This is a genomic window from Nocardia sp. NPDC050175, from assembly GCF_044459885.1.
Taxonomy (GTDB): Bacteria; Actinomycetota; Actinomycetes; order Mycobacteriales; family Mycobacteriaceae; genus Nocardia.
The window spans coordinates 413,111-431,679 of the sequence record NZ_JBITJI010000005.1 but is presented as its reverse complement, the minus strand read 5'-3'; the positions used below and the strand labels follow the sequence as shown (position 1 = coordinate 431,679).

The 18,569-nt window shown below is 68.7% G+C and carries 14 protein-coding genes; 8 read left to right on the top strand and 6 right to left on the bottom strand.

What is annotated here, in order from left to right:
• Positions 1–12: 12 nt before the first annotated feature.
• From ACIBK2_RS19780 to ACIBK2_RS19770, 3 genes are read right to left on the bottom strand one after another with little or no spacing between them, the layout of a single operon-like run.
• Positions 13–456 carry an SRPBCC family protein gene (locus ACIBK2_RS19780; RefSeq protein WP_396968972.1) on the bottom strand — a complete coding sequence of 148 codons (444 nt, stop codon included), beginning with the start codon at positions 454–456 and terminating at the stop codon, positions 13–15.
• 43 nt (positions 457–499) lie between these two features.
• Positions 500–1,948 (bottom strand): alpha/beta-hydrolase family protein, encoded by a 1,449-nt coding sequence (locus ACIBK2_RS19775; protein WP_396968971.1) that lies wholly within the window; start codon positions 1,946–1,948, stop codon positions 500–502.
• Positions 1,945–2,742: a hypothetical protein gene (locus ACIBK2_RS19770; protein WP_396968970.1), complete on the bottom strand. Its 798-nt coding sequence runs from the start codon at positions 2,740–2,742 to the stop codon at positions 1,945–1,947. Before ACIBK2_RS19770 ends, ACIBK2_RS19775 begins: the two co-directional genes overlap by 4 nt.
• Before the next feature lie 167 nt (positions 2,743–2,909).
• On the opposite strand from ACIBK2_RS19770, the gene ACIBK2_RS19765 reads away from it, so the two are divergent.
• Positions 2,910–4,118, top strand: coding sequence for a sensor histidine kinase (locus ACIBK2_RS19765; protein WP_396968969.1), 1,209 nt, complete (start codon positions 2,910–2,912; stop codon positions 4,116–4,118).
• Between the two features lie 42 nt (positions 4,119–4,160).
• Positions 4,161–4,826 carry a response regulator transcription factor gene (locus ACIBK2_RS19760; RefSeq protein WP_357378050.1) on the top strand — a complete coding sequence of 222 codons (666 nt, stop codon included), beginning with the start codon at positions 4,161–4,163 and terminating at the stop codon, positions 4,824–4,826.
• A gap of 12 nt (positions 4,827–4,838) precedes the next feature.
• On the opposite strand, the gene ACIBK2_RS19755 is transcribed toward ACIBK2_RS19760, so the two are convergent.
• On the bottom strand, positions 4,839–5,741 hold the full coding sequence (locus ACIBK2_RS19755; protein WP_396968968.1) for a hypothetical protein: 903 nt from the start codon (positions 5,739–5,741) through the stop codon (positions 4,839–4,841).
• 272 nt (positions 5,742–6,013) lie between these two features.
• On the opposite strand from ACIBK2_RS19755, the gene ACIBK2_RS19750 reads away from it, so the two are divergent.
• Positions 6,014–7,840, top strand: coding sequence for a protein kinase (locus ACIBK2_RS19750; protein ID WP_396968967.1), 1,827 nt, complete (start codon positions 6,014–6,016; stop codon positions 7,838–7,840).
• Positions 7,841–7,850: 10 nt separating this feature from the next.
• On the opposite strand, the gene ACIBK2_RS19745 is transcribed toward ACIBK2_RS19750, so the two are convergent.
• Together ACIBK2_RS19745 and ACIBK2_RS19740 are read right to left on the bottom strand one after the other, a co-directional pair.
• The gene (locus ACIBK2_RS19745; RefSeq protein WP_396968966.1) at positions 7,851–10,343 is read right to left on the bottom strand and encodes an FtsX-like permease family protein; all 2,493 of its coding nucleotides are present in this window, start codon (positions 10,341–10,343) and stop codon (positions 7,851–7,853) included.
• Positions 10,340–11,047, bottom strand: coding sequence for an ABC transporter ATP-binding protein (locus tag ACIBK2_RS19740; protein WP_396968965.1), 708 nt, complete (start codon positions 11,045–11,047; stop codon positions 10,340–10,342). Before ACIBK2_RS19740 ends, ACIBK2_RS19745 begins: the two co-directional genes overlap by 4 nt.
• 256 nt (positions 11,048–11,303) lie before the next feature.
• On the opposite strand from ACIBK2_RS19740, the gene ACIBK2_RS19735 reads away from it, so the two are divergent.
• From ACIBK2_RS19735 to ACIBK2_RS19715, 5 genes are all read left to right on the top strand, one after another.
• On the top strand, positions 11,304–12,650 hold the full coding sequence (locus ACIBK2_RS19735) for a sensor histidine kinase (protein ID WP_396968964.1): 1,347 nt from the start codon (positions 11,304–11,306) through the stop codon (positions 12,648–12,650).
• A 64-nt stretch (positions 12,651–12,714) separates the two neighbouring features.
• Complete coding sequence (locus ACIBK2_RS19730) at positions 12,715–13,362, top strand: response regulator (RefSeq protein WP_396969227.1); 648 nt, start codon at positions 12,715–12,717, stop codon at positions 13,360–13,362.
• A 43-nt stretch (positions 13,363–13,405) separates the two neighbouring features.
• Positions 13,406–15,931, top strand: a complete 2,526-nt coding sequence (locus ACIBK2_RS19725) for a protein kinase (protein WP_396968963.1) — start codon at positions 13,406–13,408, stop codon at positions 15,929–15,931.
• 52 nt (positions 15,932–15,983) lie between these two features.
• On the top strand, positions 15,984–16,811 hold the full coding sequence (locus ACIBK2_RS19720) for a hypothetical protein (RefSeq protein WP_396968962.1): 828 nt from the start codon (positions 15,984–15,986) through the stop codon (positions 16,809–16,811).
• 109 nt (positions 16,812–16,920) lie between these two features.
• On the top strand, positions 16,921–18,531 hold the full coding sequence (locus ACIBK2_RS19715) for a protein kinase (protein ID WP_396968961.1): 1,611 nt from the start codon (positions 16,921–16,923) through the stop codon (positions 18,529–18,531).
• Positions 18,532–18,569: the final 38 nt, after the last annotated feature.

The window sequence follows — 18,569 nt, the reverse complement described above, 5'->3', positions numbered from 1 at the left end:
GCGCGGAGATGGTCAGTTGGCGCGGAGGAACTCGGCTCGATCTTTGATGCCTGAGGTCATCCCGGCGAAGCCGCGTTGGAGGTGCTTGCCGAGCAGGGCTACCACTACGGGATGTAGCCAGCCTGCGAGTTCGAAGTGGGACTCGTAGCGGGTGCGGTCGCCGTCGAGTGGGGTGAGGGTGTGCGAACGCAGGCTGTGCAGGGTGCCGAGCGGGACCCGCTTCATCGAGTAGCTCAGTTCGCGGCCCGGGGTGTGCGAGCGGATGAATTCGCGTTGGCGGCGGGGGCGAGGACCGAGGTGCACGAGCATGTCGATCGGCTCGCCGGGAACCAACGAGCTGCTGCATTCGCTGACGAAGGAGTTCCACTCGCCGTAGCGAGGGAAGTCGGTGATCACCTGCCAGACGAGGTCGGCGGGCGCGTCGATATCCACGGTGGCGTCGATGACAAAGGCCATGTCGGCAATTAGAACACGTTCTACGCGATCGCACTCGACCCGGTCAGCACGTGCCCATCGCGGTGCCCTGGTCGGTGCCGTAGCGGTGGCCGTGGCCCGCGGGGGCGTCGAGGGCTGCGAGCAGGTCGGCGGTTGTCTGGACGAAGCTGAGGACCGGAAGCCACTGGGGCAGTGGGGCATCCAGGCGGGTGCCGGTCAGGTCGGGCGCGCGCCACAGCAGGGCGGGGGACCAGTGGACCACCGGGTCCGAGCTGTTGGACAGGACGGTCGCGCCGGCGTGATGGACCTGCCCGGCGGGCGGTCCGGCCCAGAGGGCGGCGCAGGTGCGTCGGTCCTGGTCCGCGTCGTCGGCGAAGACCGAGCTGCCGCCGAGGGCGCCGAGGCTCTGACCGTAGAGGTAGAGGTTGGGCTTGTGGGTGAGCGTGCGGATCCGGTTCTCGACGGCGGTGAACAGTTCGTGCGCGGCGGTGACCGCCTGATCGCGGCCGAACACGAAGGTCACCCAGCTCGGCGCGTACGAGTACTGCAGGCCGACGAGGGTGACATCGCCGCCGAAGCGCTCATCGAAGCCGCGCACGGCATTGCTGTCGATCCAGCCCGAACCGGTCGGCACCATCACCACCAAGTTGGAGCGCGCGAAGGCGCCGGAGCGGTCCAGTTCCCGAACGGCCAGCGAGACACGGGATTCCAGATCCGGCGCCGATTCCACCCCGACGTACACCCGGTCCGGTCCCGCACCACTGACGAACTTCCGTCCCTCGGCACCGAGCGACGACCAGCTAACCGCCGACTCCGCACTACCCGAGGAGTCCGAGATCGGCTGCACCAGAGCCGGATCCAGCGCCGCATTGGCACCGGCATACGCCGCCTGCCGCCACCCGACCACCATGGGCGTCGCGACGAGGTAAAGAAACGCCGCCACGGCCGCGACCAGCGAAACCCCACGCGCCCATCGCAACTTGCGCAGCACCCAACCCGCCCCACGCGAAATCCCCACGAACATAACGACGATCAGCACCGCCTCGATCAACCACCGCAGCCAGTAGTCGGCCTCGATCGGAGCCGTGCTCATCGCCGCCCGCAACTTGTTCTGCCAATGCCCAGCAAGCGCGGCCGCGCCGGCAACCAACGCCGACATCACGATCAGCAACGGCAGCCGAACCTGCGGCAACCTGCGATTGATATCGAAACCGCAGCGCCGCACCACGAATCGAACGATCCCCGCGATCCCCAAAGTCAGCCCAATCAGCAATCCGGTCAGCATCGCCTGCGCGCCCGGCGTCCGCGGCAGCAGTCCCGGCACCAACGACGCCAGCGCGCCTACCCCGATCGCCAGCGTCGTCCCGATCCGCGGCCGCGAGAGACGCTGCACCGCAGCCGATGCCGCGGTGCCCGCCAGTCGCCAGCGAGCTTCATACGGCCGCAGCGGAGTTCGCGCCCGCAGATCATCGAAACCGAATGCGCCGACAGGTCTGAACTGCGTGCTCGTCATCGCTGAACCCCCAGTGCCGCAGCGCCACTCATCGCCGAACCGCCGGTCGACGGACTCCGCTTCCTGTTCCGCACCGTGAGCACCGCCCCGAGCCCGACCATGCCTGCCCCGAGCACCCCGAGCGCCGTCCAGTTGGTGGTCGAATCAGCCTCGACCACACCGAGACCGGACTCGACGACCGGCGCACCGTAGCCCTGACGCTGCGAATTCAGATCGACGAAGGTGCTCGCGATCGAGGCCATGGCATTGCACCGAGCCCGCGAAAACGAATCGACCCGGCTGTCGCACGACTCGTGCATATGCCGATCGAGGGTGCTGTCCAGCGCCTGCCGCGCCCATGGTCCGAGCGGTTCGCCGTGCTGGTCGGCGTAGCGCAGCAGGTCGTAGCCAAGGTCGTGCGCCTTGCACGCGGTCTCGAACTCGGCGGGCAGCGTCACCGGCGACGAGCAGTCACCCTGCGGATTCACCACCAGCCCGTCGACGGTGCTCGGCCGATAGCCGAACTGTGCGGTGAAGTCGTCCGAGATAGCGGCGACCGAACCGGGACCACCCGAGGTCAGTTCGGCAACCGCCGTGCTGGCCATGGCGCTCTCCATCGGAGCGGGCGCGCTCGCCGCCGCGGCGTGTGGCGCGGGCGCCAGGAAGATGCCGGCCGCCATGGTGGTCAACGCCGCGGCGGTCAGTGCGGCGGCCCGCCGGGTCGCGGAACTGGTTGTGCCGGAAGAAGAAAGGGAGGCGCCTGCGGCCTGTGCGGACCGCGCCGCTGCGGGCCCTGCGTTGGTCGTTGTGCTCATGATCTACAAGTTAGGGATCCGCCCCGCTCACCGACCTCACGCCGGGGAGCGGTATCGGTGGCCATGCCGCCGGGTGAGCCCGGTTATGCCCTCGCACCTGGGTACGGGGTACGAAATCACCCGGGGGTATGACGTGGCAGCACGCTGGACTTTCTAGGGTCGTAGATATGAAGCAGCAGATCCGTGCCCAGAACAAGCGAATGAACAGGCGGATGCGGTTCGACGCCTTGACGGTGTGCGTCGCCCTCATCTTCTTCGCGGTGGCGTGGCCGACGCTGCACGTCACCCATGCGGTGCCGATCGCGGTGCAGCCGTTCATCGCGGCGCTGGCCGCGTTCCCGCTGCTGCTGGTCCGGATCAATCCGGCGCTCGGCTGGGCGATCTCGGCGGGCAGCGGATTGCTCATCTCCCTGGCCATTCCGCATCAGCCGAACAACGATATGCCGATCCAGGTCGTGCACATCCTGACGCTGTTCGTGCTGCTGCTCGCGGTGTCGGTGCGGGCGACCGTGCCGATCATCGGCGTGGCCTGGGTGGCGACGTCGCTGCTGCTCGGCACCACGATGGCCAGCGAGGGCGGCGGCAATTCGGTGTGGGGCTGGCCGATCGCGCTGGGCGCGGTGGTGCTGTTCGGCCTGCTGGTGCGGTGGCTGGTGCAGTCGCGCAAGCAGCTGATGCAGCAGGAAGAGGTGACCGAGGTCGAGCGGGCCCGCCGGGCGATCCTGGAGGAGAAGGCCCGCATCGCCCGCGACCTGCACGACGTGGTGGCGCATCACATGTCGCTGGTGGTGGTGCAGGCGCAGACCGCGCCCTACCGGGTGGAGGGTGTAACCCCCGCTGCCCGTGCCGAATTCGAGTCCATCGGCGCCACCGCCCGCGAGGCGCTCAACGAGATCCGCGGCATGCTCGGCGTGCTGCGCAGCGACGGCCAGGCTCCCGAGCACGCGCCGCAACCCAAGGCCGTCGATGTGCCGAGCCTGTGCGAGGGCGCGCTGCGCGCCGGTGTGCGGATCGCGTGGACGGTCGACGGCCCGCTGGAGACCGTGCCCGACGCCGCGGGTCTCGCGCTGTACCGGATCACTCAGGAGTCGCTGTCGAATGCGTCACGGCACGCACCGGAGGCGCCGGTCCAGGTGCACCTGCGCGTCGGCCCGATCGTGGAGCTCACCGTCCGCAACGGCGCCACCGCCACGGTGGCCCGCCCCGTCGGCAACGGCGGCCACGGCATCGCGGGCATGCAGGCCAGGGCGCTCGCCGTCGGCGGCGATCTGACCGCGGGCCCGAGCGTCGACGGCGGTTTCGAGGTGCACGCGCGCATTCCGCTGAGCCAGTCGGTGACCCTCGACCCCGCGCTGCTCGGTCAAGCCGGTAACTGAGCCGTCTCGCTGACCGCACCCGCGTCCGCCTAGGGTAGGTGCGTGGCAATAACCGTGTTGATCGCTGATGACCAGGCGATGGTGCGGCAGGGCTTCGGTGCCCTGCTCGCCGCGCAGACTGACATCAGCGTGGTGGGGGACGCGCCGGACGGGAAGATCGCGGTGGCCGAGGCCAAGCGGCTGCGCCCGGACGTGGTCCTGATGGACGTGCGGATGCCGGAGATGAACGGCCTCGACGCGGCTCGGCTCATCCTGGCCGCCGGGTTCGATCCGCCGGTGCGGGTGCTGATGCTCACCACCTTCGACATCGACGACTACGTCTACGAGGCGCTGAGCATCGGCGCGAGCGGCTTTCTGCTCAAGGACGCGCCCGCCGAAGAGCTGGTGCGCGCGGTGCGGGTGGTCGCCGATGGTCAGGCCCTGCTGGCACCGACGGTCACCCGGCGGCTCATCGCCGACGTCACCCGCCGCCGCTCGGCCACCCGCGCGAAGCCCGCGCCCGCGCTCGGCTCGCTGACCCCGCGCGAGCGCGAGGTGCTGGAGCTGATCGCGAAGGGCATGTCCAACACCGAGATCGCGGAATCGCTGTTCGTCGCCGAGCAGACCGTGAAAACGCATGTCTCCAAGGTCTTTTCGAAGCTGAACCTGCGCGACCGGGCACAGGCGGTGGTGCTGGCCTACGAATCCGGTCTGGTCACGCCGGGCTGACGCCCGGACAGGTCAGCCCGCGCAGGTCCCGCCGCGCAGCTCGGCCAGGTGCCTGCCGAGCAGCACGGACATCCGGGTCAGGATGGCGGTGGCGTCGTCGTAGGTGCCCGAATCGGCCTGTGCCGCAAGGGCGACGGCGACCATGCCGGATTGCGTCGGCACCACACCGAACTGGCGGACCGTGTAGATGCCGGTGTCGTCGTCCGGGCCCCAGCCGCCCTTGAACGCGGCACCCGCCAAAGTGCCCAGGCCCCAGGACTGATCGGGCGTGATCTCCGACATCAGCTCGGTCACCTTGAACGTCTGCGGCAGGCACGGCAGCCGGGACGCGAACCGCACCTGGTTGGCCAGCGTCCACTCGGTCTGCCCGAATGCCGTGTAGTCCAGCTTGGTTCGCGGTCCGGCCACGCCGGTGGTGGAGTCGCCGCCCTCGTCGATCACGTCCTGCACCGCCTGGGCGGCCGTGAGTCCGTCCCCGAGCGATTGCCAGAGTTCCTCTGCCGCATCGTTATCGGAGACGGTGATCGCGGCCTCGGCGTCCTCGAAGATGCTCGTGTCCGAGTCGTGCCGCAGCGCCGCGATGGCCAGCGGCACCTTGATGGTCGACCAGGCGATACCACTGGTCCAGTCGCCGAAGATGGTCATCCGGCCGCCGCCGACCGGCATCACCGCCAGGCCGACCTGGCCGCCGAGGGTGGGTTGCAGCTGGGTGAAGTCCGCGGCCAGCGAATCGGGGATGGACACCGAGAGGCCGGGGCGAAACGATCCGGCGGTGTCGACGACGACCGCGGGCCGGTCGGACTGATGCCGGTCGCCGGGGAGCAGCGCGCACGAGGACAGGGCGAGCACAGCGACCAGGGCCGAGCCGCGCAGCACGCCGCGCAACGCAGAACCGGTACCCGTCGACTTCACCACGCGTCCTCCCCACCACCCATCACTGCGTGTCATCGCTGTCAGTCGGCGGTGCAAAATTTAGCTCATCGGTCCCACCCGGTCGGTAACCGGGCGTAAGGCCATTATGAACGCGCCGTACTTCGTTGACGTGACCATGATGTCTCCTCCATAGTTTCACCGATCTTCCTCGAGAATTCGAAACCGCGTGGCCACGGGGTTACCGGCTATGCTCCAAGCTCTGTATGACGCGCTCGGACGTGACATCCGGGGGCCGCGGTTCGACTGAAGGGATTGTGTTGCTGACCAGCGGTGCGGTTTTCGCCGGTTTCACCATCGAGAAGCTGCTCGGTCAGGGTGGCATGGGATCGGTGTACCTGGCCCGCCATCCCAGATTGCCACGGCAAACCGCACTCAAACTGCTCAAGCGAGAGCTTTTCACCGATACCGAGGTGCGGGCGCGGTTCGAACGGGAGGCCGATCTGGCCGCGCAACTCGATCATCCGAACATCGTCGCGGTGTACGACCGCGGCACCGAGGACGATCAGCTGTGGATCTCCATGCAGTACGTGGACGGCGTCGACGCGGCGACGGTGAACCCGCACAACCTGCCGCCGGAGCGGGCCGTGCAGATCATCGAAGGCGTTGCCGGAGCACTGGATTACGCGCACGGCATGGGTGTGCTGCACCGCGACGTGAAGCCCGCGAACATCATGCTGGCCAGGTCCAGCGGCGGGCACAAGGAGCGGGTGTTCCTCACCGATTTCGGAATCGCCAGGCTGCGTGAGGATTCCACGCACCTGACGCAGACCGGCATGTTCACCGCGACGCTGGCCTACGCCTCGCCGGAGCAGATGACCGGTGCGCATCTGGATCACCGTTCCGACCAGTACTCGCTGGCGTGCGCGTTGTTCTGGCTGCTGACCGGGATCGCACCGTTCGACTCGCCCGCACCGGCCGAGATCATTCGGGGCCATTTACAGTTACCGCCGCCGTCCGCGGCCGCGCGCCGGGCGGGCCTGCCTGCCGGGCTGGACACGGTGATCGCGGTGGCGATGGCGAAACGACCCGACCACCGGTTCGCGTCCTGCCTCGAATTCGCCGCTGCCGCACGGCAAGCGCTCGCCGGGCAGGTGCCTGCTGTGCCGTACACCCCGCAGCCCGCGCCGACGGTGGTCGCGCAGCCGCCGACGCCGAACCAGGGTCAGTACCCGCCCTCGTACGCCACGTCGGCCCCTACCTTCGCCGCACCGTCGCAGTTCGCGTCGAACCCGGTTGCCGGGCCGCAGTTCCCGTCCGCGGGCTATTCGGCGCCACCACAGAACTCCGCTGTCGGACAGTCGTTTTCCCCGGTCAACCAGGCGAGTGGCGGCTACGTGCCGCCTAATTCCAGTGCTGGGCAATCCTTCTCACCGCCGCCGATGGGTTATGGCCCGTCGAACCCGGCCTACCCGCCGCCCGCGCGCCGCTCGAACACGGGCTTGATCGTGGCACTGGTGTTGGTCGTCGTGATCGTGCTGGTGATCGCCGGAATCGTGATAGCGAAACTGGGGAAGACGGATCCGTCGTCACCACTGGATTTCGGCAAGACACCAGGGGCCGGCACGCCCGCGGATCCGACGACCGTCGCCAAGGCCTTCCCGCAGATCCTGCCGCAGGGCGTCGACACCCAGTTCGGCATCGGCAGCGGCAAGGGCTATCACGACAAGACCTGCTTCCTCGACACCGCCAAGGCGGGCGACAAGATATCCAGCGACGACGACGCGCCCGCCTTCGCGAAGTGGCAGTCCGGCTGGAACTGCTGGGGCGTTCCGATCAACGAGCCCGACTTCATCGCGGTCGCCTTCACCACGCCCGAGGACGCCAAGGCGGCGGTGCGCGACCTGCCGTCGAACACCAAGGCGACCGAACGCAACGGCGGCAAGTCCTACACGACTTACCGGTGGCAGAAGTCGGAAAGCGGTTTTCCCGACGGGTTTCTGGTCGTGAGCTTCGAATCCGATCCGGCGCGGTCGAGCTATCTGTTCTTCGCCAAGGTGACGCTCACCGACAGCCAACCGGATTCCGGATTCGGGATGACCCAGCAGAAGTTCAAGGCGTGGTTCGCCAACTTGCCGCTGTAGCCAACACAATTCAGTCGACGGCGAGCGCCGCCACAATCGGCATCCGGCCCGCGCGCAGTGCGGGCGGTATCGAACCGAGCAACGCGAGCGCGAGCGCGGCCGAACCATAGACCAGCAGCATCGGGCTCGGCCGATAGACGATATCGATGGTGAGCGCGTGCGCGATAGCGACGGTGGCCAGGTACTGCACGGCGATACCGACGACGAGACCCAGTGCCGCGCCGACTAATCCGATGCCTGCCGCTTCGGCGAGCACCGAGCGCATCAGGAACTTGCGGTTGGTGCCCATGGCCCGCAGCACGCCGAGTTCTCTGCGGCGTTCGAGCACCGACAGCATCAACGTGTTCAACAGGGCCACCGTGGCCACCAGCACCACGATCCACAGGATGGCGTTGCTCATCGCCGAACCCTGCCGAATGCTGGCCGCGACCGCGGTGACCGCGTCCGCGCCGGTGTCCACATGGATCTCCGGCGGAACCACCTGCCGCACTGCCGCTTGCACCGCGGCTCGGTCGGCGCCGGGCGCGATATCGGCCGTCACGACCGTCTCGCCCGGCCGTTCGTACCACTGGCGCAGCAGGTCGAGGTCCATGAGGACCACGCCGGAGACCGCCGAGAAATACGGAATCACCTGCAGCACAGTCACGGTGCGTTCGCCCGTCGGGGTCGGCAAGGTCAGCTCGGCGCCGACTCCAACGTCGAGTGATTTCGCGACATCGCGCGATATCGCCACGCCTCGACCGGCGGAAAGTTGTGCGAAAACCGCGTCGGTCAGCATGCCCATCTGGGTTTCGCGGGCGTTGGGTGCAAAGCCCTCGAGCATCACCCGGCCGGTGCCGAGCGTGGCGAAGGCCATTTGCGCCGGGCTGACCTGTGCGATGCCGGGCACCGCGGCGATCTGGTCGGCCAGTCCGGCGGGCAGCAGCGGACCCGTCGGGAACTCCGCCATCGAGGCGGGGCTGATGTAGAGATCGCTCTTGGCCAGGTCGTCGAAAGTCTCGGTGGCGGAGTCGATCATGTTGCTCGACGCCCCACCCATGCCGACCGTGGCCGCTACGCCGATCAGTACCGTCATCGCGGTCGCCCACACCCGGCGCGGCGCCCGTTCCAGCGTGGTCGCGCCGAGGGCACCTGGCGCACCGAATGTGCGTGCGGTCGCCGCGGCGGCCCGGACGAGTGGCCCGGTCGCGGCGAAACACAGCGCGATGGCGGCGACGAACGCGGTAGAGATCGAGGCGAGCGAATAGCGGCCGAGGTCCAGCTCGGCGACCACGACCGCGAGGACAGCCAGCCCGAGGCCGGCCACCACCGCCGCCCAGCGCAGCAGCGGACTCGTTGCGTCGGTGCGGCCCACGCCGACCGGGACCAGCGCCTCGATGGGTTCCACCTTGTACACCTGCCGCGCGGCCAGCCCGGCCGCGGTCACGCTGGCAATCACACAGGCACCGATCGCTACTGGAATCGCATAGCCCGGCACCAGGTACTCGGTGCGCGCCTCCACCGACGACACGATGGCGGCGGGCAACTGGCCGATCGCCATGCGCCCCAGGAAGATTCCGAGCACCGCGCCGACGCCGCCGCCGAGTACGCCGAGCAACGCGGCCTCGGCGAGCAGATCGCGCACCATCGGCCCGCGCTTGCCACCGATCGCCCGCAACAGCGACAGCATGGGTCGGCGCTGCGCGATCGCCATGCTCATGGCGTTGTAGATGAGGAAGGCCGAAACGATCAGTGCCGCAGCCGAAGCCATCATGGTGGAATATCGCACCAGCTGGATCGCGCCGCCCGCCTGCGCGGTGCGCAGGCTCGGCTCGGCGACCACCGCACGACCGTCGACGACCCTGGTGAGCTCGGCCCGCAACGCGTCGACCCGAGTGCCCGGCGCCGGGATGATCTGAATGGAATCCAGCCGGCCGACCCGGCCGGTGACCTTTTGCGCGAGCCCGAGCGGCGCGGCGACGAGATGACCGCCGTTGAGCTGCTTCGACGTTTCTTTGTCGAGAATGCCTGCGACGGTGACGGTTCCGGAGCCGAGGGTGAACTGCTCGCCCTCCGCGTGCCCCATCGCGGCGCCGACCAGGACGCCGTTGGGCACCGTGAGCAGCTTGCCGAGCAGCGCGGTCATCGGCCCGGTCAGCTCGCTGCCGAGCGCGCCGATATTCTGGTCGGCCCCGATCAGCAACGCCCGATCGGCACCGCTGCCGATCTGCGCGCGCACCATCGGCACCGCTTTGTCGACCCCGGGTGTGGTCGCGATCCGTTGCAGCAGTTGCTGATCGAAGCCTGCGTCGGTGACACCGGTGACCTCGAGCGCGGCCCGGCCGCCGAGGCTGTGCGTGAGCCGGTCCACCGATCCGGTGACCGAACCGGAGATGCTGAGCACCGCGACGAGCAGCCCCGCCGACACTCCCATCACCACGAGCGACATGGCGGTACGCCCGCGATGGACGAGCAGCTCACCGATGTTGAACAGCCGCAGTCGATCCCATGCGGCCGCGATCACGCGATGGCCGATCGCTCGGCGATCTCGTTCGAGCCGATCCGCCCATCGTGCAAAGTGACCACCCGGTCGCAGTAGGCCACCGCGCCCGCGTCATGAGTCACCATCACCACCGAATTGCCGGATCCGGCGATCGCCCCGAGCAATTCGAGGATGGTCGCGCCCGTCTTGGAATCCAGGTTCCCGGTGGGCTCGTCGGCCAGGATCAGCGGCGGATCCATGATCATCGCGCGGGCCACCGCGACCCGCTGCATCTGACCGCCGGACAACTCGGCGGGCCGATGACTCGCCCGGTCACTCAATCCGACCAGCTCGAGCAATTCCAGCGCGCGCGGCTTGGCCTTGCGTAACCCGGTGCCGTCCAGCAACTTCGGGATCGCGACGTTCTCCCACGCGGACAGGGTGGGCAGCAGGTTGAAGAACTGGAAGATGAAACCGACACGGTGGCGGCGGAACTCGGACTGGCGCTCGTCGTCCAGCGACCCGATCTCCTCGCCCTGGAACCGGATCGAGCCCGCGTCCGGGGTGTCCAGCGCGCCGAGCAGATGCAGCAGCGTGCTCTTGCCCGAGCCGGACGGCCCGATGATCGAGGTGAATTCGCCGGGTTCGATGCGCAGGCTGATGTCATCGAGCGCGCGAACGGTCTGCCCGCCGACCCGATACTCCTTGGTCACCCCGGATAATTCGAGCATTGCCGGATTCGACATCGTTGTCCCCACCCTGTTCGGTCGGTCATCAGTTCCGTGGTCGCGCACTACCGCGCCATGACGTCCGGCGCTTGGATGCGGCGACGATACTGGACATGAGCTCCGCCGTTCCATGAAACGCTGCGCTTCACGGTACGGACGAGCGGGTCGCGCTGTCTTCGTGCCAGAGACCCGGATCGATCTCCGCCCACGGTAGGAGAAACGACCCACTCCAGGAACGATGTACGGGCCACGACCGGGCAGTTAGCCTTACCAGATGGGTGTGATCGACGTGCCCAACCCGGTGCGTGCGCCGAGGCTGGTGGCCCGCGCGTTCCGGCGCGTGGTCGTCGGTCTGCGCCGTTCCGGTGACCGTGTCGCCGAGTTCGCCAGACAGCCGGTGGCCGCGTTTCGGCGCCGGGTCGAGGAACTTCCGTTCGACTATCCGCCGTCGGTCATCTTCGTGGTCGATGCGGCGGTCTGCCTGGTCGCCATCGGGGCTGCGGTCCAGCGGCACAGCTACTTCCCGACCGCCCTCCCGATCCTGGCCATCCTGCTGGCCACCGCCTTCGGTCCGATGTACGCGTTCCTCGGGGTGATGCCACGGCCGGTGACTCTCGGATTGCTCGCGATGGCGTCCGAGGCGGTGTTCCTCCTGCAGCCGGTCTCGCAGGACCTCGCGCCGTTTCTGCTCGTCGCGGCGGCGGGCGAGGTGGCGGCGCTCACGACGCTGCGGATCAGCGCGCTGATCACCGTCGCGATGATGCTCGAACTGGTCTTGTACGACAGGTACGGACACCTGTCCGAAGGCTTGCCGACCTACCTGATCACCATCCTGGTCACCGTCGCGTTCGGGTGGACGGCCGGTTTGCTGCTGCAATACCAACGCCGATTCCTCTATCAGGAACGCGGCTATCAGGAGATCCGCGCGGCCCAGGCCGCCGACGAGGAGCGCCGCCGGATCGCCCGCGAGGTGCACGACGTGATCGCGCACTCGCTGAGCGTCACGTTGCTGCACTTGACCGCGGCGCGGCACGCGCTGCAGAACGATCGCGAGGTCGACGAGGCGGTCGAATCGCTCACCGAGGCAGAGCAACTCGGCCGCCAGGCCATGGCCGACATCCGGCGCACCGTCGGGCTGCTCGACGCCAGGCCGTCGAAGCAGGTGCCGGAACCGGGTGTCGAAGACATCGCGAGCCTGGTCGGCGATTTCGCCAGAGCCGGGCTCGAGGTGCGGTTCGCGTGCGCCGAGGACCTGCGCGCTGTCTCGCCCGCGGTCGGGCTCGCGCTGTATCGGATCGGGCAGGAGTCGCTGGCCAATGTCGTCAAGCACGCGCCGGGTGCCACCGCGCGCGTTCGGGTCGCGGTGGATGCCGCGTCGGCGATATTGACGGTGGACAACACGTTGCCTGCGGGTCTGCCCGCGCAGCGAGGTACGGGGATGGGGGTGTCGGGGATGGTGCAGCGCGCCGAACTGCTCGGCGGCCGGATGATCGCGGGACCGTGCGACGACGGCTGGTCGGTCCGGGTGGCCATACCGCTCGCTCCGGCCCGCTCCGGGTTCGCGTGCACGTCATGGACCGGGATGCCGTTCGGCGGCCTCTCGGCGATACGGGAGACGTGATGCGACATTACGGCGAACAGGAGGCCATGTGACAGCGCCATCGCAGGCCGAGGACACGGTCACCGTGCTGGTGGTCGACGACCAGGAGTTGGTCCGCGGCGGCCTGCGCCGCATCCTGCGGCGCCGCGACGGTTTCGTGGTCAGCGAATGCGCGGACGGCGACGAGGTAGTCGCCGCGGTGGCGGCCGAGCGGCCCGACGTGGTGCTGATGGACCTGCGGATGAAACGCGTCGGCGGCATCGACGCCACCCGCATCCTGCGCGCCCGCGACGGGGCGCCGCCGGTGTTGGTGCTGACCACCTTCGACGACGATCAGCTGCTCTCCGGCGCGCTGCGGGCCGGCGCGGCCGGGTTCATCCTCAAGGACTCACCCGCCGAGGACCTGATTCGCGCGGTGCGGATGGTCGCGGGCGGCGGCGCCTGGCTCGACCCGTCGGTCACCGAACGCGTGCTGTCGGCCTATCGGACGGTGCGGCCGACCCGCACGAGCGCCCGGCTGTCCGAGCTGACCGCGCGCGAGTACGAGGTGCTCGAATTGATCGGACGCGGCCGGGTGAACACGGAGATCGCCCGCGAACTCGGTATCTCCGAAGTCACGGTGAAAAGCCATGTCGGACACATATTCGGCAAGCTAGAGCTGCGGGATCGGGCCGCCGCGATCGTCTTTGCGTTTGACCACGGGGTGGTGACGCCAGGAGAATCCACTCTTTGACGGGCAGGCGTCGCGAGAGTTATGCGTGCACTCCTGGCCCGGGATGTGGAGGATTGACGGGGTGGAGGCACCTGGGCCGAGAACCGGTACACGGTTTGGGCCGTACGAATTGCGATCACTGCTGGGCAAGGGGGGGATGGGCGAGGTATACGAGGCCTACGACACGGTGAAGGACCGTGTGGTGGCGGTCAAGCTGCTGCACGAGGAACTCGCCGGCGACCCCGCCTACCAGGTCCGGTTCCGGCGCGAATCGCAAGCGGCGGCGCGGGTTGCCGAACCGCACATCGTTCCCATTCACGACTGGGGCGTCATCGACGGCGTGTTGTTCATCGACATGCAGCTGGTGCCCGGCGTCGACCTGCGCACGCTGCTGCGCAAGGAAGGTCCGCTGAGTCCGGTTCGCGCGGTGGGCATCATCGAGCAGATCGCGAGCGCGCTGGACGCCGCACACGCGGGCGGCCTGGTGCATCGCGATGTGAAACCGGCGAACATCCTGGTCACCGCGGCGGATTACGCCTACCTCGCCGACTTCGGCATCGCGCACACCGAGGGCGACAGCGCCGTCACGGTGGTCGGCATGGCCGTCGGCTCCTACATCTACATGGCGCCGGAACGTTTCGACGTCGCCCAGGTCACCGGCCGGGCCGACATCTACTCGCTGTCCTGTGTGCTGCACGAGTGTCTGACGGGCGCATCGCCTTTCCCCGCGGCCAGCATGAATGTGCTGATCCGGTCGCATATGTCCGATCCGCCGCCGCGGCCGAGCGCACAGCAGGCGGGCATCCCGGCCGGACTCGACGCGGTGATCAGCCGCGGCATGGCCAAGAATCCGGCCGATCGGTGGCCGACCGCCGCCGCGCTGGCGTTGGCCGCACGGGCCGCGTTGTCCAGTGCGCCCTCGACGGGTACGCCGCCGGTGGAAACGCCGTCGACCGGCGCGATTCCGGACGTACCCGCGCCCAACACCCCACCACCGACCGGGCCGATGCTCGTCGTTCGTGCGCCCGGGGCGGTGCCGCCGGAGTCGACGGGGGAGATCTCCGCGGTGATCCTGCCCGGTGCGCCGACCGTGGTGCGGCCGACCGAGATTCAGTTCACGACGTTGTCCGGCGCGCCGGAGCCCGCGCCGCCGTTCGGGCCGCCCGCGCGCTGGACGCCCGAGCAGGGCCTGCCGCCGGTGCGGCCGTTCCCGGACGCGCATCTGTACGCCGAACAGCCCGGTGGGCAGGCATATTCGGAGCATTCCGGCGATCAGCCGTACCCGGATCGGCCGGCCGGGCAGCCTTATCCGGATCCGGTCAGAGGACAGCCGTTCTCGGATCAGCGCGGAGGTCAGCCGTACCCGGATGAGCCTGGGGTACAGCCTTACTCGGTCCGTCCCGGCAGTCAGCCGTACCCGGCACCGTCCGGGGACCAAGGCTTCTCGGAGCATCCCGGCGGCCAGCCGTATCCGAATCGTTCTGGTGGGCAACCGTATTCCGATCAGCCCGAGGGGCAGGCGTACTCGGATCCATTCGGCGACCGACCGTATTCGAATCAGTCAGGTGGCGAGCCCTACTCGAATCAGCCTGGGGGACAGCCGTACTCGGATCGACCCGGCCAGCCGTATTCGGGAGATCGTGGGGCGCAACCGCACGTCGATGTGCCGTTCACCGAACATCCCGGGGCGAAGGCGTATTCGCAGAATGAGCCCTACGTAGGCGGGCAAGCGTATTCGGACGCCCAGCAGTACGAGACGACGCGATTCCCGGACGCACCGGGCAGCCCGCCACCACCGGCCGACTTTCCCCCCGATTACTCGGCCACTCAGGCGTATTCGCCCCCGGCCGGGTACGCCGCGCCGGAGGCCTACTCCGAGCCGGACGAGTATTACGGTGCCGGCGGCTATTCCGCCCACGGCAGCCACGCCCGCACCGAGCAGCCGCCGCAGAGCAACTACGCGAGCCAGAGCAACTATGCGGGTCCGGGCGACTACGCGAACCAGGGCGAGTACCCGGATCAGGGCTACGCGGACGACTACGACGACTATGGGCCAGAAGAGGATCCGTACGCCGAGCCCGGCAAACGCCGATCCGTCGTGCTGCCCATCCTGGTCGGCGTCGTGGTGATCGTCGTGATCGCCGTCGTCGGTGCGGTCGGCTGGCAGGTATTCAGCTCCCGCAACGTCGCACACCCGACCGAGCAGCAAGCCGGTGCCCCGGTACCGACGGCGAGCCCGCAGGCCCCCGCGTCGGGCAGTTCCTCGGCCCCGCCGGTCGCGTCCACCCCGGCCAAGCCGACGACCGTCACCCTGCCCGCCGGTGCCAAGCCGTGCACCCAGGGCAACTCGTCGTCGGGCACATTCACCAAGTCCGCCACCGGATCTGCCGCGACGACCTGTGCGTTCGCCGAGGAAGTCCGGCGGGCGTACGCCGAAACGAACACCGCGAACACGGTTTCGCGGGAGGCGCCGCGCACAGTGACGGCGACCAGTCCGGTCACCGGCCGGACCTACACGATGAATTGCCTCAGCGAAGGCCAGCTCGTCACATGCAGTGGCGGCGAAAATGCGGTGGTGTATGTATATTGATCGACCCCGTGCGGCTCGTGTGCGAAAAGCATTGAGCTGTGCGGTATTAGCTATGTTCCTGGTGGCCGGATGCGGAACCCGCAGCGGCGGTTCCGAATCGGAGGAGACCAGCATTACCGCGGCCGCGTCGCACGCGGACCAGAAGGGCCTGTCCATCACGGTTCCCGGCACGCTGGCCGCGGGCGTCGCGGAACTACAGGCGGGAGTGCGCGGCAAGGTCGGCATGGCGATCATGCCGGTCGGCGGCGACCAGGTGGTCAGCTTCGGCGACTGGACCACCGGCCCCGCCTGGTCGACGATGAAGGTGCCGTTGGCAATTGCCGCGCTGCGCCTCAGCGGCGGCAACCCCAGCTACGCCGCGACGGCCGCGATCACCGCCTCCGACAACTCCGCCGCCGACACGCTGTGGCAATCGCTCGGCAGCAATCAGGAAGCGGCGCAGGCGGTGCAGTCGGTCCTGCGCGAGGGCGGTGACGCCAAGACCACCGTGCCCGCCACCAGGACCAGACCCGAGAACTCGGCCTTCGGTCAGGCGGACTGGTCACTCGCCGACCAGGTTCGGTTCGCCTCGCGGCTGCCATGCCTGCCGGAAACCGCGCCCGTGATCAACCTGATGGAACAGATCCAAGCGGCCCAGCGCTGGGGCTTGGGCGCCTTCACCGGCGCCGAGTTCAAGGGCGGCTGGGGCCCGGACGCCTCGGGCGCCTATCTGGTCCGGCAGTTCGGCTTGATCTCGACCCCGTCGGGGCAGATCGCGATCGCGTTTGCCGCGCAGCCGGATTCCGGCGCGTTCTCCGACGGGATGACCATGCTGGACAAGCTGTCCACCGTTATTTCCCAGCACCTGAGCGAGCTGACCGGCGGTCGCTGTCCCACCTGATCCACCTGACTTGACCGGGTAACGGGTACCCCCGAGAATCCCGACGTATCGGATGTAGGCCGCCGGGCCTACGGTGCGCCGGGTCGCGCACGTGAGTGGAGGTGACGGGGTGGACGGACCGCGGACGAGGATCGGGACTCGATTCGGTCCTTACGAGCTGCGCTCGCTGCTGGGTCGCGGCGGCATGGGCGAGGTCTACGAGGCCTACGACACGGTGAAGGACCGGGTCGTCGCGGTCAAGCTGTTGTCGCCCGCGCTCGCGAAAGACCCGATGTTCCAGGAGCGGTTCCGCCGCGAATCGCAGGCGGCCGCGCGAGTGGCCGAACCGCACGTCATCCCGATCCACGACTGGGGCGAGATCGACGGCGTGCTCTACATCGACATGCGGCTGGTACGCGGTCACGATCTGCGTTCGGTGCTGCGGGGCGAGGGCCCGCTGACCCCGGCCCGCGCGATCGGCATCATCGAGCAGATCGGTTCGGCCCTGGACGCCGCGCACGCGGAGGGGCTGGTGCACCGCGACGTCAAGCCCGCCAACATCCTCGTCACCGCATCGGACTTCGCCTATCTGGCCGACTTCGGCATCGCCAGGTCCGCCAAGGATTCCGATATGACCGCCACCGGTGCCGCCGCCGTCGGCTCCTACAGCTACATCGCGCCGGAACGCTTCGAGAACGGTCCGATCACCGGCACCGCCGACGTCTACTCGCTTGCCTGCGTCCTCTACGAATGCCTCACCGGGGCACAGCCTTTCCAGGCCGATGCGATGAGTGTGCTTATCCGCTCACATCTTTCGATGCCGCCGCCGCGCCCGAGCGTCGTACGACGTGGCGTGCCTGCCGCATTGGACGAGGTGATCGCGCGCGGGATGGCCAAGCGACCGACGGACCGTTACTCGACCGCGGGTGGGCTGGCCTCGGCGGCGAAGTCGGCGCTCACCGGACGGGCGATCGTCGCGGTAACGGAGTTGCCGACCGACCGGATGGGGACGGTGCGGCCGAAAGCGCCGCCCACCGTCGTGTTCCCGACCGTCGGGCCGGTCCAGCCGGTAGCGAATGCCCTTCCGACGGACGCGATTCCGCGACAGCCCGCCGGTGGCCAACCCGGCGCCGGCCGGATCACCCGGCCGCCGGAGCCCGCCCGCGAGGTCGCGCGCCGCGCCGAAGTCGCTCGGCGGGAACCGGTTCGAGGCCAAGAGCCGAACCGCGGCCGTGTCGAACGCTCGGATACCGGACCGCGCCCGGACATCACCGGCCCGCGTCCCGACACCGGCCCGCGACCGGCCACGGTAGTGCCGACCGGTGCGGACGAACCTGCCCCGTCGAAATCTCGGTCCCGAGCCAACTGGCCCCGGGTGGTCGGGGCGCTCATCATCGTGCTCGCCCTCGCGGGTGTGGTCGGCTGGCTGAAGCGCGACGCGTTCATCTCCCGTCCCACCGCCCCGACACTCGCGCCGGTACCCGCCACCGCCAGGGGATGCGCGACCAAATACCCACCCGCAGGCCGCTTCACCTACTCGGCGATCGGCAATGGCGTCACGTCGTGCGACTTCGCCGAGGAAGTCCGCAAGGCCTATGGCGAGGGCTCCGACGCCGACGGGTCCCGCCAAGTGACCGCGTTCAGCCCGGCCACGCAGAAGAACTACACCATGGACTGCGTCACCCGCGACGGTCTGGTCACCTGCACCGGCGGCGAGAACGCGTTCGTCTATATCTACTGACGTTCCCGAAAGAGATTGGCCCACCGACGTTTCCGGTG

Coding starts and splice junctions, on each gene's coding strand:
- ACIBK2_RS19780 (WP_396968972.1), bottom strand. CDS start 456: ATGGCCTTTGTCATCGACGCCACCGTGGATATCGACGCGCCCGCCGAC.
- ACIBK2_RS19775 (WP_396968971.1), bottom strand. CDS start 1,948: ATGACGAGCACGCAGTTCAGACCTGTCGGCGCATTCGGTTTCGATGAT.
- ACIBK2_RS19770 (WP_396968970.1), bottom strand. CDS start 2,742: ATGAGCACAACGACCAACGCAGGGCCCGCAGCGGCGCGGTCCGCACAG.
- ACIBK2_RS19765 (WP_396968969.1), top strand. CDS start 2,910: ATGAAGCAGCAGATCCGTGCCCAGAACAAGCGAATGAACAGGCGGATG.
- ACIBK2_RS19740 (WP_396968965.1), bottom strand. CDS start 11,047: ATGTCGAATCCGGCAATGCTCGAATTATCCGGGGTGACCAAGGAGTAT.
- ACIBK2_RS19735 (WP_396968964.1), top strand. CDS start 11,304: ATGGGTGTGATCGACGTGCCCAACCCGGTGCGTGCGCCGAGGCTGGTG.
- ACIBK2_RS19725 (WP_396968963.1), top strand. CDS start 13,406: ATGTGGAGGATTGACGGGGTGGAGGCACCTGGGCCGAGAACCGGTACA.
- ACIBK2_RS19720 (WP_396968962.1), top strand. CDS start 15,984: ATGTTCCTGGTGGCCGGATGCGGAACCCGCAGCGGCGGTTCCGAATCG.